This window comes from Arthrobacter sp. WCS2018Hpa-7 (assembly GCF_031843805.1).
In the GTDB taxonomy this organism is placed as follows: Bacteria; Actinomycetota; Actinomycetes; order Actinomycetales; family Micrococcaceae; genus Arthrobacter.
Genome location: NZ_JAVTJB010000008.1, coordinates 157,556 through 176,751, shown reverse-complemented (window position 1 = coordinate 176,751; position 19,196 = coordinate 157,556). Strand labels below are relative to the sequence as shown.

General features: G+C 62.4%; 17 protein-coding genes. 1 reads left to right on the top strand and 16 read right to left on the bottom strand.

Annotation, left to right across the window (positions count from 1 at the left end; all coding sequences use genetic code 11):
* Nucleotides 1–19 precede the first annotated feature (19 nt).
* From RQH14_RS11470 to RQH14_RS11395, 16 genes are all read right to left on the bottom strand, one after another.
* On the bottom strand, nt 20–2,995 hold the full coding sequence (locus tag RQH14_RS11470) for a DEAD/DEAH box helicase (RefSeq protein ID WP_311213368.1): 2,976 nt from the start codon (nt 2,993–2,995) through the stop codon (nt 20–22).
* A 24-nt stretch (nt 2,996–3,019) separates the two neighbouring features.
* A complete protein-coding gene (gene tatC / locus RQH14_RS11465; RefSeq protein WP_311213367.1) occupies nt 3,020–3,856 on the bottom strand; it encodes a twin-arginine translocase subunit TatC in 837 nt (278 codons plus the stop codon).
* A 6-nt stretch (nt 3,857–3,862) separates the two neighbouring features.
* The gene (gene tatA / locus RQH14_RS11460) at nt 3,863–4,132 is read right to left on the bottom strand and encodes a Sec-independent protein translocase subunit TatA (protein WP_231340135.1); all 270 of its coding nucleotides are present in this window, start codon (nt 4,130–4,132) and stop codon (nt 3,863–3,865) included.
* Nucleotides 4,133–4,168: 36 nt separating this feature from the next.
* Nucleotides 4,169–4,519: a hypothetical protein gene (locus RQH14_RS11455; RefSeq protein WP_311213366.1), complete on the bottom strand. Its 351-nt coding sequence runs from the start codon at nt 4,517–4,519 to the stop codon at nt 4,169–4,171.
* A 9-nt stretch (nt 4,520–4,528) separates the two neighbouring features.
* Nucleotides 4,529–6,541, bottom strand: coding sequence for a WYL domain-containing protein (locus RQH14_RS11450; RefSeq protein WP_311213365.1), 2,013 nt, complete (start codon nt 6,539–6,541; stop codon nt 4,529–4,531).
* Nucleotides 6,542–6,635: 94 nt separating this feature from the next.
* Nucleotides 6,636–7,031, bottom strand: a complete 396-nt coding sequence (locus RQH14_RS11445) for an FKBP-type peptidyl-prolyl cis-trans isomerase (protein ID WP_011774867.1) — start codon at nt 7,029–7,031, stop codon at nt 6,636–6,638.
* Between the two features lie 87 nt (nt 7,032–7,118).
* Nucleotides 7,119–8,045, bottom strand: coding sequence for an FKBP-type peptidyl-prolyl cis-trans isomerase (locus tag RQH14_RS11440; RefSeq protein WP_311213364.1), 927 nt, complete (start codon nt 8,043–8,045; stop codon nt 7,119–7,121).
* A gap of 112 nt (nt 8,046–8,157) precedes the next feature.
* On the bottom strand, nt 8,158–9,522 hold the full coding sequence (gene pafA, locus RQH14_RS11435; protein ID WP_311213363.1) for a Pup--protein ligase: 1,365 nt from the start codon (nt 9,520–9,522) through the stop codon (nt 8,158–8,160).
* 1 nt (nt 9,523) lies between these two features.
* Nucleotides 9,524–10,231: a proteasome subunit alpha gene (gene prcA / locus RQH14_RS11430; RefSeq protein ID WP_311213362.1), complete on the bottom strand. Its 708-nt coding sequence runs from the start codon at nt 10,229–10,231 to the stop codon at nt 9,524–9,526.
* 1 nt (nt 10,232) lies between these two features.
* Complete coding sequence (gene prcB / locus RQH14_RS11425; RefSeq protein ID WP_311213361.1) at nt 10,233–11,042, bottom strand: proteasome subunit beta; 810 nt, start codon at nt 11,040–11,042, stop codon at nt 10,233–10,235.
* 80 nt (nt 11,043–11,122) lie between these two features.
* On the bottom strand, nt 11,123–11,326 hold the full coding sequence (locus RQH14_RS11420; protein WP_026540702.1) for a ubiquitin-like protein Pup: 204 nt from the start codon (nt 11,324–11,326) through the stop codon (nt 11,123–11,125).
* A gap of 119 nt (nt 11,327–11,445) precedes the next feature.
* Nucleotides 11,446–13,065 carry a depupylase/deamidase Dop gene (gene dop / locus RQH14_RS11415; RefSeq protein WP_311213384.1) on the bottom strand — a complete coding sequence of 540 codons (1,620 nt, stop codon included), beginning with the start codon at nt 13,063–13,065 and terminating at the stop codon, nt 11,446–11,448.
* A 50-nt stretch (nt 13,066–13,115) separates the two neighbouring features.
* Nucleotides 13,116–14,924 (bottom strand): proteasome ATPase, encoded by a 1,809-nt coding sequence (gene arc, locus RQH14_RS11410; protein WP_311213360.1) that lies wholly within the window; start codon nt 14,922–14,924, stop codon nt 13,116–13,118.
* 97 nt (nt 14,925–15,021) lie between these two features.
* Nucleotides 15,022–16,101, bottom strand: coding sequence for a tRNA (adenine-N1)-methyltransferase (locus tag RQH14_RS11405; RefSeq protein WP_311213359.1), 1,080 nt, complete (start codon nt 16,099–16,101; stop codon nt 15,022–15,024).
* A 115-nt stretch (nt 16,102–16,216) separates the two neighbouring features.
* On the bottom strand, nt 16,217–17,380 hold the full coding sequence (locus RQH14_RS11400; protein ID WP_311213358.1) for a site-2 protease family protein: 1,164 nt from the start codon (nt 17,378–17,380) through the stop codon (nt 16,217–16,219).
* Nucleotides 17,381–18,193, bottom strand: a complete 813-nt coding sequence (locus RQH14_RS11395) for an HAD family phosphatase (protein ID WP_311213357.1) — start codon at nt 18,191–18,193, stop codon at nt 17,381–17,383.
* A gap of 30 nt (nt 18,194–18,223) precedes the next feature.
* Between RQH14_RS11395 and RQH14_RS11390 the strand changes: the two genes are divergently transcribed.
* On the top strand, nt 18,224–19,129 hold the full coding sequence (locus tag RQH14_RS11390; RefSeq protein WP_311213356.1) for a PAC2 family protein: 906 nt from the start codon (nt 18,224–18,226) through the stop codon (nt 19,127–19,129).
* The last annotated feature ends 67 nt before the right edge of the window (nt 19,130–19,196 follow it).

Sequence of the window (19,196 nt, the reverse complement as noted above, 5' to 3'; positions counted from 1 at the left end):
CAATCAGTGAGGTGCGGCGCTAAGCCACCGTGGAGTAGGCAACAACTCCGCGGCGAACCAGTTCGATGGCCTCGCGGCAGATCCGTGCCGCTCTGGGGTCAAGTTGCGGGATCTTGGCCAATTGGTCAAGGAGGTCCACTACCTGTTTGGCCCAGCGGACAAAGTCACCGGCAGCGAGGTCGGTACCGCTCAGGACATCTTGAAGATGGCGGCCCTTGGCCCACTTGTACATGGGCCACATCAGTCCAAGTTCCGGCTCGCCCGTCAAGGGGAGTCTGTGGTGTTCCTCGGTGTCCTCCAGCTGGGACCATTCGCGGATGACGATATCCACGGCGGACTCCAACGAAACACTGGGCATCTTGGGCCGCAGGCCGCGGTCTTCGCGTTTGGCTTGGTAGACAAGCGTGCTGGCCAATGACGCCAACTCGGCGGCATCGAGATCGTTCAGGGCCCCGCGCCGGACCGACTGGGAAATAAGCAGATCCTTCTCGCCATAGATCCGGCGAAGCCGCTGCCCGTCGACGCTGATGGTGACGTGGCCGGCGTCGTTCGTCTCCAGGTAGCCATACACGGAGAGCACATCACAGACGCGGTCGAACGTTTTGGCGATGGTGTTGGTGCGGCTCTGGATCTGGCGGACCAGTCCATCGGTTTCCTTACGCAACTTCCACCAGCGCTCCGACCACCGGGCGTGGTCTTCCCGTTCGCTGCAGCCGTGGCAGGGGTGGGCCCGGAGCGCGCGCCTCAGATCAGTGATCTTCTTTTCCTGGTCCGGCAGGCGGGCCCCCAGTCCGAAGTCTTCGTGCCTGCTGTTGCGGCGGCTGTGCGGTGCATCTTCACTGATGGCGTGGCGCATGGAGGAGGCGAGGTCGCGGCGCGCCTTGGGCACCTTGGCATTGAAGGACTTGGGTATGCGGATCCGCGTCACGGGCGAGACCGGTCCCTCGAGGTCGTGCACGCCGATCCGGCGGAGCTGGTTATCCGAGGTAAGCACCGATGGCCGGGGTTCACGGGCATTCGGATCCACTTCGAGAACAACCGCATGGCCGGCCAGCCTGCCGCTGAAGATGCTGATGACATCGCCGGGGATCAGGCGGGCCAGGGAGTCGGCGACGTGGGACTTGCGGGCACGCTGATGGTCGGGGGCCGCGAAATTCTCTGCGTCGCTCAGCTCGCGGCGGAGTTTTGCGTACTCGGTGAAGTCACCCAGATGGCATTGCATGGATTTGGCGTAGCCAGCCAAAGACTCTTCGCGCCCCCGCACCTGCCGGGCAATACCGACCACTGAGCGGTCTGCCTGGAACTGCGCGAAAGAGGACTCCAAAATTTCGCGGGCGCGAACACGGCCAAACTGGGCAATCAGATTGATGCTCATGTTGTAAGTGGGCCGGAAGCTGGAGTTCAAGGGGTACGTGCGCCGTGAAGCCAGACCTGCCACAGCCGCGGGGTCGGTCCCCGGCTGCCACAGCACCACGGCATGGCCTTCGACGTCGATGCCCCGGCGTCCTGCCCGGCCCGTCAGCTGGGTGTACTCCCCCGCCGTGATGTTGACATGGGCTTCACCGTTGAACTTTTCCAGTTTCTCCAGCACGACGCAGCGGGCCGGCATGTTGACACCCAGGGCCAGCGTTTCAGTGGCGAAGACGGCCTTGACCAAGCCATCGGCAAAGAGCTTCTCAACCACTTCCTTAAAGGTGGGCAGCATGCCTGCATGGTGGGCGGCAAAGCCCCTGACCAGTCCGTCGCGCCAGCCCCAGAAACCGAGCACATCGAGATCGTCCGCAGGAATTTCGTGACTGGCTTCGTCCACGCGCTGGGCGATGATCTGTTGTTCACGCTCCGTTGTCAGCCATAGCCCGGACGCTGCACACTGCGCGACGGCAGCGTCACAGCCGGCCCTGGAGAAAATAAACGTAATGGCCGGCAGCAGATCCTGGCGCCTGAGGCTCTCAATGACCTGGGGCCGGCTTGCCTTGCGAACCGGGCTGCGCTGTTCTGACTGCTGGCGTTCATCGCGGTATCGGTCCTGACGACGGCGGCTGCGTCCCCCGTGGCCAAAGCGGCCGCTCATGTTCATGCGGCTCTCGGAACGGGCCATGGCCAGGAGATCCGGATTGACCTCAAACTCCGGCCCGGTAACAGCCTGCTGGACTTTGGCAGCGGAGGAACGCTTGGCATGGACGGTCCGCCGATCCGTGGGGGCGGGTTCGCTGGCTACCTCGGCGGCCTCGGAAATATCCGGCACCTCAGTCTCGGGTGCGCCGGTGGCCTGCGGCGCAATTTCATCAAAGGTGGTGTCGCCGGCGAAGAGATCAACTATTTCGCGGCCCACCATGACGTGCTGCCACAACGGCACGGGCCGGTGTTCGGAGACAATGACATCGGTATCCCCCCGGACAGTGTCCAGCCAGGCGCCAAACTCTTCAGCATTGGAAACGGTGGCACTGAGTGAAGCCACCTGGACCTCGCTGGGCAAATGGATGATGACTTCTTCCCAGACTGCACCGCGGAAGCGGTCGGCCAGGTAGTGGACCTCGTCCATCACCACAAACCCCAAGTCGCCCAAGGTCTCCGAGTCTGCGTAGAGCATGTTCCGCAGGACTTCGGTGGTCATGACCACCACAGGAGCGTCGCCGTTGATGGTGGTGTCGCCTGTCAGCAAGCCAACGTTCGCAGCGCCGTATTTTGATGCCAGTTCCGAGAACTTCTGGTTGCTCAGCGCCTTGATGGGCGTGGTGTAGAAAGCCTTGAGGCCGCGCTCAAGGGCAAGGTAGATCGCGAACTCCCCCACGATGGTCTTGCCTGCGCCCGTGGGTGCTGCCACCAGGACGCCACGGCCCTCCTGAAGGGACCTGCATGCCTCGCGTTGGAAGTCGTCCAGGTCAAAATCCAAGGAGCGGGCGAAAGCGCCCAGATAGGTTTTCGACTCAGCAGCCCGCTGGGCTGCAGCCTGGTAGTTCTCTGATGGTGATGGAGACCCGGATATGGAGGACATGCATCAAGCCTAGTGGCCCACGGTCTAGAGATTCTCCAGATCGGTCGCCGGGGTGGCGATGTCTGCCGTGGCTTCAGTCTCAGCTGCCTTCTTGATGGCTCGGCGCTCACGGCGACGGTCGTTAAGGACGCAGACTCCAATGGCCGCAAAGAACAGGAGCAGCATGGGTGCTGCCAGATAGAACATGCTCATGGCGTCAGCGCCAGGAGCGGCCATGGCAGCAAACAAGCAGACCAGGAAGATGGTAATGCGCCAACTCTTGATGAGTTGCTTGCCCTTGACGATCCCGGCGAGGTTCAGTCCAACGAGCACCACGGGTACCAGGAAGGCGATGCCGAACGCCAGCAGAAGCCTCAGGACAAAGGCCAGGTAGATCTCGGCGCTGATGAAGTTTGACCCACCTTCGGGAGTGAAGTCGGTCAGCACGCGAACGGCGTTGGGCAGCACCAGCCAGGCGAGGAGCACTCCGCCGATGAACAGGGGTACGGCTGCTGCCACGAAGGACAGCGCCAAGCGCCGCTCCTTCTTGTGCAGCCCGGGCACAATGAAGGCCCAGAGCTGGTAGATCCATACGGGACTTGCGAGGAGCACGCCAAGGAAGACCGAGACCTGGACCATCAGGTCAAATGAGCTGGCCACTCCGTCAAAGTTCAGGGTGGCGGCGCGCCCCTCCTTCTCGTTGAGGTCCTTGATCGGTTTGATCAGGGCCTCCAGAAGTGGCTGGTAGACGATGAAGCCCACCACGGTGCCCAGGATGATGCCGATTGCAGCCTTGAAGAGCCGGTTCTTCAGTTCCTTGAGGTGGTCAAGGAGCGCCATCCGGGCTTCGGGGTTGGCCTTGCGCCCCTTCGTTTCTACCACTTCTCTTTAGACGCGGTTGGAGGGCGGAACGTCAGTCTCGCCGTTGTTCTTGGCCTTAGCGTCCGGGTGGCCTACTACCTTGCCTTCAACGGCGTCGGAAGCGTCCTGGGAGTCCTTCGTTTCGGAAGAACCGTCCTTCTTCATTTCCCGGACTTCAGACTTGAAAATGCGCATCGACTGCCCAATGCTGCGCGCCATGGACGGCAGCTTCGGCGCTGCGAAGAGCACCAGAGCCAGGACGATGATGATGATGAGATGCCAGCCTTCGAGCCTCATGTGGGGAGGTCCTTTCCTTTTGGATACATCCTACGTCTATCTGAATTCAATGTCGTGCAGGGATTGGGGTTGACCCCGTTCTGCTTTGCGCTTGACGCGCCTCTGGCGACGAACTTCCTGGCGGAAGGCTTTGGCCGTCAGGTAATCATGACGCATCTGATCCGGTGAGGCAAAAATTGCGGACCCCGGCTCGGGGCGGTCTTCCGCGGTTTCAACGTCGGAGGTTTCGGCCGCAGGTGAAAGGTTGCTGAAACGTTTACCCGCGTCGCCCAGTTCATGAACAGTTGACATGAATTTTCTGAACAGGCGATACCCCAGCGTCAGGTGAAGCAGCAACGACAGGGCTATGAGCGCGATCCACAACAGGATCCAGAACCACCAAGGCATCTGAGTAGTCTAGCCAGCCGCGCCGTCGGACGGAGAGTCGTACTGCTGCACGGCCAAGTTAAGCCATGCCCTGGTTTGCTCGCGCAGGGCCTCAGGGTCCACGATCCGGACCGAACCGCCGTGCTGGGAGACGAACATCGGCAGCCACTCCGCCGTGCCAAACCGCACCTCGGCGAGGAGGCCGCCGTCGGACAGTTGCGCCGTGCGCTCCGCGTAATAGTCATCCGCCAGCCCCACACCCTGCCTTGTCAGGTGGATCACTACCAGGACGTCATCATCGCTGGGCGTAAACAAGCGGGCAGGGAAGTCCTGCCCGGCAGTGGCTGTGCCTGAGGCAGGGCGTCCGTTCGGTTCGACGATTTCCACCCTGTCCAGGCGGAAGTTCCTGATCCCGGCCTTGCTGTGGCAATACGCCTCGAAGTACCACGTGCTGTCCAACGAATAGAGCCGCAAGGGGTCAACGTCGCGTTCCGTCAGCTCATCCCGCTGCCGGGAAAGATACTTCAGGTGCAACTGCCGGCCGTCCCTGATGGCTTGGGTAATGACGGCGAACGCCTGCGATTGTTCTGGCTCGACGGATTGCCCGGCTACTGCGCCTGCCAACCGTCCTGCCTGCCCTGCAGCACCAGTCAGCTTGAGGGTGACGGATTCCAGCGCACTCCCGGGCTCGTCTTCGGAGACGCCGGCCAGCGCCGGAAGGTCTCCCAGCATGGCCAGGCCGGTCAGCAAGGCAGCGGCTTCATCCTCGCTGAAGCGTACCGGGCGGTTCAGGTCAAGGTGTTCGGAGATGTACACATGGTCGTTCTCCCATTGAATATCCAGGAGGTCATCCGGATATCCCTCAGGGAGTCCAGAACAGATGAGGATCTTGAGATCGTCAATCAGCGCCTTGCGGGTGATGCCGAAGTGGTCTGCCACTTCCTGGATATGGAGTCCCTGGTGATGGACCAGGAACGGGACCAACTGCAGCATCCTGGCCAGTTGGTCCTCCGAGGTCCGCTTTCGGGCACGCTGCGCCCGGGCGACCTCCGGGAACGCCACAGGTACGGGCGGTTGAGCGTCGAAGTCAAGGGCACCTTGGAGGCGGCGCACGACGGCGGCGCGCAGTTCAGCCGGGCCGTCCACCTTTACCTGGGGACCGTAAGATGCCAGCTCTTCGGCGAGTACCTCGGGATCGCGGAACTCCACCATGACGCGATCACGGTGCGTATCGACGGATGTTGTTTCGACGCCTCTTTTGCGCAAGGCAAGCAGGCGGTCCTTGTCGACGGAGAGAGTGGCCCGCTGCAAGGGTAATTCATGGAGGGCATCCAGCTCGGCCCGGGCATTGAAACCGACCGGAGGCTCGAAGCTGCTCCCGGGCACCAAGGTGACAGCGGTAGTCATGCGTGAAAGCCGGAAGAGTCTCTTGGCTCCTCTCCCCCGGTCAAAGCCCACGAGGTACCACTGGCCAAAGCGGCTGCCCAGTCCCCACGGTTCAACCTCGCGGACTTCTTCACGCCCGGTACTGACGGCGAGGTAGCCGAAACGGACCGGATGGTTGCCGTGCATGGCTGCCACGACGTCGTCGAAGGCCTGTCCTGCAGGTTTAATCCGCGGCTGGACACCGGCGGGAAGATCCACTTCCGTGAAGCCTCCTGCGGCTTGCAGCTTGCGGACGGCGTTGGCTGCCGCGGAGCCAAGCGCTGCCCGTTCCCACAACTGCGCGGCGAGAAGCAACACGGTGCATTCTGCAGGCGTGAGGCTCACATCAGGCAGCCGGTTGGAGTCCTTGCCGATGCGGTAGCGCGTGGAGGCAGGGTCATCGACGCCAAAATGGCGCGGATCGGTGAGTGTCTCGATCTCAAAGCCAAACTGTTTCAAGTCCACTTTGTCGCGCTCGAACATGCGCCCAAAGGCAACGTCATTCTCTGCGGAATCGTGATAGACCTTCTCGCGCAGGACGGAGCGTGGAAGGCCCACCCGGGTATTGAGCAAAGCCAGGAGAAGGTTCAAAAGTCGTTCGGTGCGGGATGCGGACACGGTTGCTACGTTACTAAAGTCCGGCGGGAAAGCAGCAAGGCGCGTCACCGACCGGTAAAACCGGAAGGTAACGCGCCTTGCCCTGAGTGGGGTCCTAGCGGACAGCCACGAGGTCTACAACGAAGATGAGGGCTTCGTTGGGTTTGATGGCTCCACCGGCGCCACGGGAACCGTAGGCGAGTTCCGAAGGAATTTCCAGGCGACGGCGGCCGCCGACCTTCATGCCCAGCAGGCCCTGGTCCCAGCCCTGGATGACCTGGCCTACGCCAACGCGGAAGTCCAGCGGTGCGCCGCGGCCCCAGGAAGCATCGAATTCTTCGCCCGTGGACCAGGCGACGCCGACGTAGTGGGTGGAGACGGTATCTCCGGCTTTGGCTTCCGTGCCCGTGCCCTCGATGAGGTCCGTGATGACGAGGTCCGTGGGGACGTCGCCTTCCGGGAAGTCGATTTCGGGCTTGGTGCGGTCAAAGTCACGCTGACCAAATGACATGGGTGCTCCTTGGTGTGAGAAACGGAAATGGTGTCAGGAACCAGCTTAAGCCAGTGCCCGGCAGTCTTGCAGACGGTTCGGCAGTGGTTACTTGACGCCCAGAATGTCGACGACGAACACGAGGTCGCCCTTGGCTTCACCCTGGCCGGTTTCGCCGTAGGCCAGGTCCTGGGGGATGACCAGCAACACGCGGGAGCCAACAGTCTTGCCTTCAAGGCCCTGCGTCCAGCCCTTGATGACGCCGGTGAGGGGGAAGCTGGTGGGCTCTCCCCTGTCGAAGCTCGAATCGAACTTGGTGCCACCCACGAGGTTCACACCGACGTAGTTGACCGTCAGGGTGTCAGTGGCCTTGACGGCAGCACCGGAGCCCTTGATCAGGTCCTGGGCGATGAGTTCCTTGGGCGCGGCAACGCCATCCACGGAAATCTGCGGAATGCCCTTGTCGTCTTCCTTCACAGCGGGCAGGCCGGCAGGAGGAGTAACAGCTTCACCTTCGGGCTTCTCCAGGACCGGAGCGGCATCCTTGGCGGAGATGATCTTGAAGACCACCAGCTGGGTGCCGGCCGGGGTGTCGCCCGAGGAATTGCCGGGTGCGGCGATGGCAACGTGGCTGCCCACCTTGGCACCGATGATGGCGTTGTAGATCAGTTCATTGCTGGACTTGATCTGGTCCGTCAGATCGATCGGCTGGGGGCCGGTCGCGTAGCCGTCCTCAAGGGTCTTGCCATCGTTGCCGTCCACGGCGACGTAGGCCAGCTCGGCTGTCTGCCCCGCCTTCACGCGGGCTCCGTCGCCTTCACTGACGACATCAACTGTGGGCTCGGCCACGGTGAGGGGCTTGGAGAACTCAATGCCCGGCGCTTTGTCGTTGCCGTGGTCCGTCACCTTCACGGAATCAAGCTTGGAGACGTCGCCAACGGACTTGCTGGTGGGCTCGGCGGCCGGAGTGCTCTCTCCGCCGCAGGCGGTGATGAGCAGAAGGGCGGGCAGGAGGATTGCTAGGAGTCGGCGCACAAAAAAGACACTTTCGTCGGGGCAAGGGACACTCGGAAGGGCGCATTGCGCTTCCAAGCAGGTTGGGTCCCGTGGAGAGACCACTATCCAGAATAGCCCGTGAAGCTGGGAGTCAGCTCATAGAGTCCAGCAGCGCATCCACGCGTTCGTCGACGCTCCGAAACGGGTCCTTGCACAGAATTGTCTGGTGGGCGCGGTCATTCAGCTTCAGGTGGACCCAATCCACGGTGTAGTCACGGCCAAGTTCCTGAGCCCTGCGGACAAAGTCTCCACGCAATTTGGCCCGGGTAGTTTGCGGCGGTGCGTCCACGGCGTCCTTCACCTCTGTTTCCGTGACCAAGCGGCGGGCCGCTCCCCGTGCCTGCAGCAGGAAGAAGATTCCGCGTTGCCGCGAAATGTCGTGGTAAGTGAGGTCAAGCTGGGCGATTCGTGCAGAATCCAGGCTGAGGTCATGCCTGCGCATGTACCCGTCCATCAACTTCTTCTTGATCGCCCAGTCCACCTCGGTATCGATGGTAGACGTATCGCCGCTTTCGATGGCGTCCAGCGTGCGCTTCCAGAGGTCCAGGATGAGCGGTACGTGGGCATTGTGTGCCCCATTGGTGGCGACGAATTCAGTGACCTTGGTGAGGTACTCGCGCTGGATATCGAGGGCGGTGAGCTGCCTGCCGTTGGCAAGCCTGACCAGCGCGCGGCCCGTAAGGTCATGGGAGATCTCGCGGATGCTGCGGATGGGGTTTTCCATGCGCATGTCACGCATGATCACTCCCGACTCGATCATGCGGAGGATCAGGTCCACTGTTCCCACTTTGAGCAGTGCCGTGGTTTCGGACATATTGCTGTCCCCCACGATCACGTGGAGGCGGCGGTAGAACTCGGCATCCGCATGGGGTTCATCGCGGGTATTGATGATGGGCCGGGACCTGGTGGTTGCTGAGGACACGCCTTCCCAGATGTGGTCGGCGCGCTGGGAGAAAGCGAAGGTGGCCCCGTGCGGTGTTTTGAGGACCTTGCCTGCACCGGCGATCAGCTGGCGCGTCACCAGGAAAGGAATGAGGATCTCAGCCAGCCGGGAAAATTCGCCGCGACGCGGAATCAAGTAGTTCTCGTGGCTGCCGTAGGAGTTTCCCGCGGAGTCGGTGTTGTTCTTGAAGAGATAAACAGTGCCGTTGAAGCCCTCTGCCGCCAGCCTTGCCTGGGCCTCATCCACGAGGTCGTCCAGGATGAGTTCACCGGCCCTGTCATGGGCAATCAGTTGTGCGAGGTCGTCGCATTCGGCGGTGGCATACTCCGGATGCGAACCCACATCCAAGTACAGCCGCGAGCCGTTGGTCAGGAACACATTCGACGAACGGCCCCAACTGACCACCTTGCGGAAAAGGTAGCGGGCCACTTCCTCGGGAGCCAGCGGCCGCGAGTCCGGGCTCGAATATGAGATCCCGAATTCCGTTTCGATGCCAAATATTCTCTTGTCCATCTCAAGCCTCCTCTGTGAGCAACCGGGTCATGTCCTCCGGCAAAAGCCTCCGGAACGCCCGCCGGGAACCGCGGTGGCTCTCGGACGCGCGGTACAGGACCGCAGCTTCGACGGCGGTGGCCGGCAGGGCATCCGCGTCCTTGTCTGTCGACAGGGCGCGCAGGGCCAAGCCCATGGCGCCGGCCAGGGTGAGCTCGGGATCCCAAGCCCCGCTGACGACGTCGGAAATTTGGTCGGCGAGCCCGCCCATGACCACGAAGCCGTTCTCATCGGCGATCGAGCCATCAAACGTCAGCCGATAAAGGTGGTCCTGCTCCTGCGCCAAGCCGACCTCAGCAACAGCGAGTTCCACTTCGAAGGGTTTCTGTTCGGCCGTGAACACAGCACCGAGGCTCTGGGCATACACGCTGGCCAGTCCGCGGGCGGTGACGTCTTCGCGATCGTAGGAATAGCCCCGGACGTCGGCGTAGCGGACGCCGGCCTGCCGGAGGCTTTCGAACTCGTTGTACTTGCCCACTGCCGCGAACGCGATTTTGTCGTAGATTTCACCAATCTTGTGCAAGGACGGTGAGGGGTTCTCTGCGATCAGCGCGATGCCGTCGGCACAACTGATCACCACTACTGACCGGCCCCGTGCGATGCCTTTCCGTGCGAAGTCCGCCCGGTCCTTCATGAGTTGTTCAGGCGAGACATAGAATTGCTGGGTCATTTCAGGCCTCCCGTCCGGCGATGGCGCGGGATTCGACAATGGCGCCCGCTATGGCCGCTAAATCCCGTTCCGGGACACGCCGTGTTCCGGCGCGGTTCACTGTGTAGACCACAGGCCACAGCTGGCGGACGGGATCGGGCCCGCCGGTGGCGGAATCGTCATCGGCGGCGTCGTAGAGCGCCTCGACGGCCACTGCAACCGCGGCTTCTTCGGAGAGGTTCGGCTTCCACAATTTCTTCAGGGCTCCGCGGGCAAACACTGAACCTGAACCCACCGAATGGTGTTCCTGTTCTTCATAACGGCCACCGGTGACGTCGTAGGAGAACAGCCTGCCCACGCCGGAGACTTGGTCAAACCCTGCAAACAGCGGAATGACCGCCATTCCTTGCATGGCCATCGGCAGGTTCCCACGGATCATGGCGCCCAGACGGTTCGCCTTGCCCACGAGGCTGAGCAAGGTGCCCTCGATTTTCTCGTAATGTTCCAGTTCAACCTGGAAAAGACGGGTGATGTCGATGGCCAGGCCCGCTGTTCCGGCAATTCCCAAGACGGAGTACTCATCAGCAGGGAACACTTTCTCGATGTGCCTGCTGGCGATGATGTTGCCCATGGTGGCGCGACGATCTCCCGCCATCAGCACTCCGCCCGGATACGTCAAAGCAACGATCGTGGTGGCGTGCGGCGAGGACGGGACGGTGCCGGCGGGTAATGACTGATTGAACGGGAGGAGTTCGGGACGCGAGCGTTGGAGATGCTCCGTGAAAGAGGATGTTGCCTGGGTGGCCAGGGGGCCGGTTGATGGGTCCTGCATTGCTGCACTCCTTCGACTCTGCGTTCCGATGCCCGGCGGCCTCACGCCTGCCGGGCAGTACATCCTGTAGCGGGTCTGGGTTACTGGCCGCCCTTTTGGACAAACGCCCTGACGAATTCTTCAGCGTTGGATTCGAGAACGCCGTCGATTTCGTCGAGGAGGTCATCCACGCCTTGCGTCGCGTCCGAAGCCTGGGCCGCAGGTGCTGCGGGCGGGGCCTCAGGGACATCCACCTCAGTTTCCGTGTCGCGGGACTGTGGTTGTTGCTGCTCCTGTGCTGCCATTTTCTTTCTCCCTACTGTCAGTCTCCTGATGACGGAGACTTCCTACTGCCATATTGCCACGCTGCGGGCTGCTGCGTATGGCTTTGACCAGGCCCGGATCTTCCCGTGGCGGAGCGCCCTCAGCTCTTCGCCGGGGGTACATTGCGGCCCATCAAATCGGACAGGAAGGCGCCTGCATCCTGGTGACGCTCAAACAGCGCACCAGTCAACGCCTCCGTGCCCCGGAGGGGTTCGCGGGTGGGGACCCGCTGCAGCTTGCCCAACCCAGGAACATCGAAAATAACCGAGTCCCAGCTGGCCCCGACCACGTCCTTGCCGAACTTCGAAACACAACGGCCGCGGAAGTATGCGCGGGTGTCCGACGGCGGTTCGGTCACCGCCCGGGCGATGTCGGCGTCGTCGACGATCTTGAGCATGCGGTCCTTGGACAGCAGCCTGTAGTAGAGACCCTTTTCCGGCCTGATATCGGACCACTGAAGATCAACCAGACCAAGCCGGGCGTCGTCCCAGGACAGTCCGTCGCGCTTCCGGTACCCTTCCAGGAGCGATCTCTTGGCTACCCACTCAACAGAGGATGCGGCGGCGTCGAGGTCGATGCCCAGCGTGGTCAACGTTGATTCCCACCGCGACAAAACGCCATGGGTGTGGCCGTCACCGGTCACGGAATCCGCCACTCCCGTTTCCTGGGAAAGCTTGGCGGCAGCCTCGTAGTACATCCACTGGATGTCCAGGGCAGTCACCCTCCGCCCATCAAGCAACCTCACGGTTGCCGTCAGCGTTGTGTCGTGGCTGATGGCCTGAAGGGCCTGGACGGGTTCGTGGACCTCGATCCTGGGTGCCTGGCCGGCCTCTATGAGGCTCAGGACCATGGCAGTGGTGCCGAACTTGAGGTAGTTCGATGCCTGGCTGAGGTTGGCGTCGCCAATGATGACGTGGAGGCGGCGGTACTTGTCGGCTGTTGCGTGCGGCTCATCCCGGGTGTTGATGATGGGGCGCCGGATTGTCGTTTCCAGACCCACCTCTGCCTCGAAGAAGTCGGCGCGTTGGCTGATCTGATAACCGGGGGTCGAGCTGTCCTGCCCCAGTCCCACGCGTCCGGCCCCACAAATGACCTGGCGGGACACAAAGAACGGTGTCAGGCCGCGAATGATGTCGCCGAAGGGAACCGAACGCGGCATGAGGTAGTTTTCATGCGAACCATAGGACACTGACTTGTTGTCCGTATTGTTTTTGTAGAGGTTGATGGGAGGGAGGCCCGCATCGGCCGCCACTTTCCGGACAGTGGCCAAGGCAACCACATCGCCTGCCGCATCCCATGCAACAACATCCCGGGGGTTGGTGACCTCAGGACTCGAATACTCCGGGTGCGCATGGTCCACATAAAGGCGTGCACCGTTACCCAGGACCATGTTCATCAGCAGGGAACCGGACTCGTCCGCGCCATCAAGTTCCAGCTCCTGGCGGCCATAGGCCAACGCGACTGCCTCGGCGTCGAGCACTGGTGGCTGGTCCGTCAGCTGGCTTGGGTCCGCCGCTGCCCGGTCCACGGTCCAGCCGCGGGCATCGTGCAACGGTTCCTCATCGGTGTAGTCCCAGCGTGTTTCCGCTCCCCCCGCCGCCCGTTGCCGGGTGACTGTGGCATACGCCTGGATGATCCTCGCGGACATCATGGTGGCGTTCGCTCCGGGAGCCGATGGTGCATGGATGCCGTATTCAGTTTCCGAGCCCATGACGCGCATGGCACCGCCGGCGGGCAACTTCTCAGAGGGCGTACCTTCGGGTCTTGCTGTCACAGGTACTGGCCCGTGTTGGCAGTGGTTTCAATGGATTTGCCCGGTTCCTGGCCGGCCTTTCCCTGGACGATGGTGCGGATGTACGTGATCCTCTCGCCCTTCTTGCCGGAGATCCGTGCCCAGTCGTCCGGGTTGGTGGTGTTGGGCATGTCCTCGTGCTCACGGAACTCGTCCACCACGGCCCGCAGCAGGTGCTCGATGCGGAGTCCCTTTTGATTGTTGGTCAGGAGGTCCTTGATGGCGTACTTTTTGGCACGGTCCACCACATTCTGCACCACGGCACCGGAGTTGAAGTCCTTGAAGTAGAGCATCTCGGTGTCGCCATTTGCGTAGGTGACCTCAAGGTATTCGTTGGACTTCTCCGTTGAGTACATGGCTTCCACGGTGCGCTGGACCATGGCATCGACGGTGGCCTGGACGTCTCCACCATATTCAGCCAGGTCCTGCGCATGGAAAGGCAGGTCAGTGGTGATGTACTTAGCGAAAATGTCAGCCGCGGCTTCGGCGTCGGGGCGCTGGATCTTGACCTTGACGTCAAGGCGGCCCGGCCTGAGGATGGCGGGATCGATCATGTCCTCACGGTTGGAGGCGCCAATGACGATCACGTTGTCCAAGCGCTCCACGCCATCGATCTCGCTGAGCAACTGCGGAACGATGGTGGTTTCCACGTCGGAGGAAACGCCGGTACCGCGGGTCCGGAACAACGAGTCCATTTCATCGAAGAAAACGACTACCGGGCTGCCATCGGACGCCTTTTCCCGTGCGCGGGAGAAGATCAACCGGATGTGCCGCTCAGTCTCGCCCACGTACTTGTCCAGCAACTCCGGACCCTTGATGTTCAGGAAGTAGCTCTTGAGGTCGGTGTTGCCGGCACGCTCCGCCGCACGTGCTGCAAGCGAATTGGCCACGGCTTTGGCGATGAGGGTCTTGCCACAGCCCGGAGGGCCGTAGAGGAGGATGCCTTTGGGGGCCTTCAGCCCGTGCTCACGGTAAAGGTCCGGATGCAGGAACGGCAGTTCCACGGCGTCGCGGATCTGTTCGATCTGGGGGCCAAGGCCACCGATGTCCTGGTAGGTGATATCCGGGACTTCTTCGAGGACCAGGTTCTCCACCTCGGCCCGCGGCACCTTCTCAAGGGCGTAACCGGTGCGGGAGTCCAAGGACAGTGCGTCTCCGACCTTCAGGTGAACACTTTGCAGGGCGCCCGAAAGCCGGACCACCCGCTCTTCATCGGCCCGCCCAACCACCAGCGCGCGGTCCTTGCCGAGCATTTCCTTGAGCGTCACAAGTTCGCCGGCACGCTCGTAGCCGAGGCCGGCCACCACCAGCAGTGCTTCATTCAGGAGGACTTCCTGGCCCACTGCGAGCTGGTTCAGGTTGACCAGCGGGCTGACACCCACACGCATTTTCCGGCCGGAATTGAAAATGTCCACCGACTCTTCGGTCGCGGCCTGGCCGGAATGACCGGCAGCCGGCTGCTTCCGCGCGTTGATCTGCACCACGGTTCCGAAGCTGTAGGGTGGTTGGCCCTCCTGCTCAAGTGCACCCTTTAGGCGGAGGATCTCGGCCTTCGCCGTCTCCAGCATGCTCACGAGCTTGCCGTTGTTCTGGGTAGCGGCTGCCAACTGTCGGTCGATGTGGCGAAGCTTGTCCCGGAGGATATTAATTTGCCGTTCGGCAACAGTCAGATCACTCGAGGGCTCTGGCGGTTGGACCGCGGCAGGCCCCCGGCCTGCTGCTTCTTCCGCTGCGGCGTGTGCTTCCTCCGGCGTCGGCCGTCCAAGGTCGTTGTTTGACGTATCCACGATTCATCAGCCCCTTCCTGCGCTTAAGAAGACCTTAGTCCCGAAAAGCTCAGGGTGCTGGGCGACATCCGGAATGCGGACCCTATTGTGACCTTTGTCAGTTTGTGACTGCGGGATCATCCTGGACGTTGGTTCCGGCGATGGCGTCACGGGCAGCCCGGCGGAGCTTTTTGTCGGAGACCGACCGCTCCCCCACTGCGCCGGGGGTCCAGGCGTTGAGGTCCTCTTCGCTGAACTCTGTCTTGGATGGGCGGCGCTTGACTGAAATTCCGGTAACACCATCCGCGAGACGGCGTGTCACCAGGAGGAAGCCGGTGTGGGCCACCATGCGGTGGTCCGGACGGACGGCAAGGCCCTCAAGGTGCCAACCGCGGACCATCGACTCCCAACCATCAGGCTCGGTAAAGCGTCCGTCAGCACGGATGGCTTCGGCAGTGCGGGACAACTGGGTGACGGTTGCAACGTAGTTGATCCAGACACCTCCGGGCGCCAGGACGGTGGCCACGGCATCAAGGCATTCCCACGGAGCGAGCATGTCCAGGACCACGCGGTCCACGGAGCCGGGAGCCTCAGCCTTGACTACTTCTTCCTGGAAGTCACCCAAGGAGATCTGCCATGCGGGGTGCGGTCCGCCGAAAATGGTCTCCACGTTGCCACGGGCGATGTCGGCGAATTCCTCGCGACGCTCAAAGGAGTGAAGGTAGCCACCGTCACCCACGGCACGCAGCAGGGAGATGGAGAGCGCACCGGAGCCGACGCCGGCTTCCACGACGCGTGCGCCCGGGAAGATGTCGGCCATGGTGACGATCTGGCCGGCGTCCTTCGGGTAGACCACAGCGGCACCGCGAGGCATGGACAACACGAAGTCGGAGAGCAACGGACGCAGGGTCTGGTACTGCTGGCCGACGTTGTTGCTGACCACGGAGCCATCTACCTTGCCGATGATTTCGTCGTGATTCAGGAAGCCGCGGTGGGTGTGGAAAGCACCGCCCACCTCCAGGGTGATGGTGTTCATGCGGCCGCGTTCGTCAGTGAGCTGGACCCGCTCACCCACGCGGAACGGCCCGCGGCGACGCGCAGCGCCCGTCGGTCGCACAGCCTGGCCGGTCATCGCCTGGCCAGCAGATGCCTCGTCGGTGCCTGCGTTTGCTTCGGGGGCGGCGGTTTCGCTGCTCATGTACTGTTCCTCGCTCCTGTACGGCTTGGCCGCAACATCGTGCTGGCGGGTGGGCGCCAAAAATCAATGGGTTCTTCGGTAAAACCGCCGGCATGCAACTCTACCGGCAAGGATGTCAGGGGCGCCCGCTCCGGCGGGCTTCCTTACCTGTTATGGCCGTCACTACTGCCTGCTGACGGAGAAGCCCGGTGACGATTCCGTTGTGGTCCACCACAGCGTATTCGCCGCCCTCAAGACGTGCCAAGTACTGGATCAGTTCCTGGCCCTTGGACCATTCCGGGACGTAAGCCCCGGCGCCGAGGGCGTGGGCCACTGCGGTGACCGGCGTCGTCGTCGTCGACTGCGGAGGCACTGCGGCCGCTGCGCCAAAGTCCACCACGCCCTGCGGTTTGCCATCCGGCCCACAAATTACGACGGCGGGACTTCCGGACGGTGATATGCCCAGGACATCGGCCACGGTGGCTGAGTTCGGTACGCCCACGGCGCGCTCTGCCAGGCCCGCAGCGCTCACGAGGTAAAGGCGGCTGCGAAGTTTCGCGTGATGAATGGAACTGGACGCGCCCATCCAGAGGAAACCACAGACGAGGACGGTGATGAGCATGAGGCTGATGTCCAACGGCGAACCACTGATGACTGGCAGGCCGATGAACCAGATGACCAAGGCGGCAACGATGATTCGGCCGGACCAGCCGGCGGCGATGGTGCCTTTGTCCTGGCTGCCCGTAGCTTTCCACACGGCCGACTCAACCAAACGCCCGCCGTCCAGAGGCAGGCCAGGGAGGACATTGAAGAGTCCGATCAGGAGGTTGGCCCACATCAGGATGTTGGCCAGGATGTCCGAGACCCCGTTGAGGAGGCCTGTAGAGAGGACGGCCCACATCCCGGCCGCCAGGACGAAGTTGGAGGCAGGGCCGGCCAGGGCGACCACTACTGAACGTCCGGGTGAAGCCGTGAAGTTCTCGAACTGGGTGTGGCCACCCCAGAGGTTCAGCACAATCTTTTCCGTGGGCCAGTTGAAGACTTTGGCGCTCAAGGCGTGCGCCAGTTCATGGACCAGGACAGAGACGGCCAGCAGCAAGGCGTAACCCAAGGCAACGAAGTAGGCCCCGATGCCGAGATCCGGCATCCGTACCAGGAGCGCGGGTCCGTACACGATGACCGTGAAGCCTGCGATCACGAACCATGAGTAGGCGAGAAAGACAGGGATGCCTGCAATCTTTCCGAGGGGTATGCCGTCCTTCTTGCTGGTTGCGTGATGCGGGGTGGAGGAGCTTGTCACCTAGTTGGCCCCTTCGAGGAGGTTTGCTGCCTGAAAGCGGTCAACGACCAGTTGCTGTACATCGGAGGCAGTCCTGCCCACCAGAGTGTCCCACATGACCATGCGGTGATCCTCCGGCAGTGGTACCTGATGCGGAATTCCCACGGTGACCACGCCCGAAGCGATGGCCGCGGTGGCGCCCGGAATGGAATCCTCCAGGGCGACGCAGTGGTGGATCGTCAAAGACGGATCATCCAGGCGGAGGCGTTCCACGGCCGTAAGGTACGCCTCGGGGTGCGGTTTTCCGTTGGCGACGGTATCCCCGGTGACCATGAACTCGAAGTAGGGCTTGGGCAGGCTGTCCACTACAACGCCGGCCAGCGGGCCCTCGGACATCGTCACCAGGGCGCAGCGGATGCCTGATTGGTGGAGTTCGTCCAACAATTCGCGGGCGCCTGGACGCCAGGGAACTTCCTTGCGGACCTGCTCAATGACCTGGGCGCTGAGCGTATCCACGATCTCGCGGGCTTCAAGCCCGACTCCGGCGGCTTGCAGGACAGCAGCGGAATGCAGCAACGACTGCCCCACCAGTTGCATGGCTTCCTGGTGGGACCAGCTCCCGCCATGTTCCTCCACCAGCGCGCGCTCGGCAGCGATCCAGTAGGGTTCGGTGTCCACGAGTGTGCCATCCATATCCCAGAGCACGGCTTTGAGGAGGGGCTGGCTGGGTGAGGAATGCATGGTTTCCAGTCTACGTGGAACCGGGCGACCGGCTGTGCCTGCTTTGCGCTGTGGGCGAATACCGGACACGCACCCACATGAAATGCCATGCATCCACGAGGGTCTTGGACGTAGGGTGAGTGGATGAACAGTGTGGACGGGACACCCGAAGGACAGGACAGCACCGCGGAGCCCGAGCGTTTCCTCAAGGAACCTGCGGAAGGCCAGCGTGTCACCGTAATGCTCGCCGCCTTTGAGGGCTGGAACGATGCCGGTGAAGCCGCCAGCGATGCGCTGCACTATCTCAACAAGCTGTGGGACGGCAAGAAGGTTGCCACCGTGGATGCCGAGGAGTACTACGACTTCCAGTTCACGCGGCCTACTGTGCGGCGGACATCCTCCGGGGCCCGCAAGGTCAAGTGGCCCTCGACCCGCATCTACAAGGCAGCGGTACCGGACAGCAACGTGGACGTCGTCTTTGTCCTGGGCACCGAACCTTCCTATCGTTGGCGTGCCTACACCACAGAATTGCTGGTCCACGCCGAAGCCCTCAAGGTTGACTCAGTCATTCTGATTGGCGCGTTGCTGGCTGACGTGCCCCATAGCCGTCCCATCCCGGTGAGCACCACCACCGAGGACAGCTCATTGCGGGAGCGGCTCAACCTTGAGGCCTCCCAGTACGAGGGGCCCGTGGGCATCGTAGGTGTGCTCGCTGAGTTTGCCATGCTTGCAGGCTTGCCGACTGTCTCCTTGTGGGCAGCAGTCCCCCACTACGTGGCCCAGCCGCCCTCCCCCAAGGCCCAGCTCGCCATTTTGCACAAGGTTGAGGATCTGCTTCAGGTTCCGCTGGACAGCTTGGCCTTGGCTGAAGAGTCGGAAGCCTGGGAGCGCGGCGTGGACGAACTCGCCACCGAGGACCCGGAAATTGCCGCGTATGTGCGGCAGTTGGAGGAGGCCAAGGACACAGCGGATCTTCCTGAAGCGTCCGGGGAATCCATAGCCCGCGAATTCGAGCGGTATCTCAAGCGACGCGGCAAGGAACGGCCCTGACCCGCCAACACCGTAACAAACCAGCAGCGGCCCCGACGTCATGTCGGGGCCGCTGCTGTGTTTCCAA

What these genes read in the sequence shown, in the direction of transcription:
- RQH14_RS11470 (WP_311213368.1), bottom strand. Translation starts at nt 2,995, where the DNA reads ATGTCCTCCATATCCGGGTCTCCATCACCATCAGAGAACTACCAGGCT.
- tatA (WP_231340135.1), bottom strand. Translation starts at nt 4,132, where the DNA reads ATGAGGCTCGAAGGCTGGCATCTCATCATCATCATCGTCCTGGCTCTG.
- RQH14_RS11455 (WP_311213366.1), bottom strand. Translation starts at nt 4,519, where the DNA reads ATGCCTTGGTGGTTCTGGATCCTGTTGTGGATCGCGCTCATAGCCCTG.
- RQH14_RS11445 (WP_011774867.1), bottom strand. Translation starts at nt 7,031, where the DNA reads ATGTCATTTGGTCAGCGTGACTTTGACCGCACCAAGCCCGAAATCGAC.
- pafA (WP_311213363.1), bottom strand. Translation starts at nt 9,522, where the DNA reads ATGGACAAGAGAATATTTGGCATCGAAACGGAATTCGGGATCTCATAT.
- prcA (WP_311213362.1), bottom strand. Translation starts at nt 10,231, where the DNA reads ATGACCCAGCAATTCTATGTCTCGCCTGAACAACTCATGAAGGACCGG.
- prcB (WP_311213361.1), bottom strand. Translation starts at nt 11,042, where the DNA reads ATGCAGGACCCATCAACCGGCCCCCTGGCCACCCAGGCAACATCCTCT.
- RQH14_RS11420 (WP_026540702.1), bottom strand. Translation starts at nt 11,326, where the DNA reads ATGGCAGCACAGGAGCAGCAACAACCACAGTCCCGCGACACGGAAACT.
- dop (WP_311213384.1), bottom strand. Translation starts at nt 13,065, where the DNA reads ATGCGCGTCATGGGCTCGGAAACTGAATACGGCATCCATGCACCATCG.
- RQH14_RS11405 (WP_311213359.1), bottom strand. Translation starts at nt 16,101, where the DNA reads ATGAGCAGCGAAACCGCCGCCCCCGAAGCAAACGCAGGCACCGACGAG.
- RQH14_RS11395 (WP_311213357.1), bottom strand. Translation starts at nt 18,193, where the DNA reads ATGCATGGCATTTCATGTGGGTGCGTGTCCGGTATTCGCCCACAGCGC.
- RQH14_RS11390 (WP_311213356.1), top strand. Translation starts at nt 18,224, where the DNA reads ATGAACAGTGTGGACGGGACACCCGAAGGACAGGACAGCACCGCGGAG.